1 protein-coding gene is annotated in these 1,292 nt (G+C 60.1%); it reads left to right on the top strand.

Annotation, left to right across the window (positions count from 1 at the left end):
- Positions 1-247 precede the first annotated feature (247 nt).
- A complete protein-coding gene (locus ACFWPH_RS34685) occupies positions 248-1,060 on the top strand; it encodes a hypothetical protein (protein ID WP_378756549.1) in 813 nt (270 codons plus the stop codon).
- The last annotated feature ends 232 nt before the right edge of the window (positions 1,061-1,292 follow it).

The following is a 1,292-nucleotide window of genomic DNA, read 5'->3' as shown; positions in this document are numbered from 1 at the left end:
CCGCTGTTCGGGCAGCTGACGCTGCCCGAACAGCGAAAACAACCACCCCAAACCCGCCCGGACCGATCAGCACAAATCACGAAAAATCGAGGCTAACGGGAACATCCCTGTCTACGCCGTGGTGTACGACCCAGATACGAGGAGACTGTACTGGGCAAACGCCACCCAGCAACTTCGTCGCTCCGGGCTCTTTCGCCGACCGCGCTTCATCGGTGTCAGCCCCAACTCGACACTGGATGACGGAACCATGAATTCCTTTGTTGCCCAGGCACGCGGCTACGTCGGGCGATACCGCGATCGGGAGTCTGTCCTCACCCACCTAGGCGAGATGTCGGGAGTCGAATTCGACTCGGTGGACCATGTTCTGCACTTCGTCAATGGTGACGATGAAGACCTCATCTTCTGGCAGCGCCCAGGTGAGACGGTGGCAACACTGCTACTTAGTACCCAGGACTGGGAACCGGCATTGGTCAGCTTGGAGTCCCTGACTCGCGCCGAGTTCCCGATGCCAGAAGTTGTCAGAGGTGGTGGTATCGCCGAGTCCGACCTGTGGACCGCCGATGACCTGGGGCTGAGCAGATATGAGGTCATGTGGGCGGCCGCGTGTTTTGTTTCCACCCGGCAAGCCGACGAGGAGCCGGAACCTGTCGAGTGCGAAGGATGCCCAAGCTGCACAGGTGAGGAACATGCCGACATCGAGGCGGATTTGCTCCATGAGTACATCCTTGCTCGCATTCTCGACCGGATCGAAGTCGAGCCAGATCTGGTGCATCGCTCAATTTCAGCTATGCGCGCGAACTGCGAACTCGAACAGACACTCGTAGCTGAGCTCGGCCCGCTCGAAAGTGATCCACATATCGTCCGCCAAGTGAACAAGCTAGGCCGTGCGCGGGTGGCCAGGATTGACGACATAGAACCCGAAGCATTCCGGCTGGCAGTTATCTATCTCATCGACCGAATCTACATCGCCGGGCCTTCCCTTCCGCTCGAGGAACAAGTCCGAATAGTCTGGCGAGTTCCCGACCCCGACCCCGCTGCGTCCGCCCCAGGCTCCACATAGGTTGCACGGGGTTTGGCATTGCAGGGTGCGGCTTCTGCTCGGAGGCAGCTGGGGGCCGTATCCCGGGGATCTGGGGGTGTCCGTTGAGGCGCCATCACCTGGCAACTGGTCTGGCACCATCCGCAGGGCCAGTTTCCGTGACCAGTCCCCGATAACGCGACCACCCGGTTTCAGAGTCGGTTTGTCGTGATCGGTGTTCAGTTGATGTCGCAGTCCACCGGGTGGTGGGTGT

The organism is Nocardia sp. NPDC058499 (assembly GCF_042719915.1).
In the GTDB taxonomy this organism is placed as follows: Bacteria; Actinomycetota; Actinomycetes; order Mycobacteriales; family Mycobacteriaceae; genus Nocardia.
Note: the sequence above shows the minus strand (reverse complement) of the source record. Positions and strands in the feature narration are given on the sequence as shown.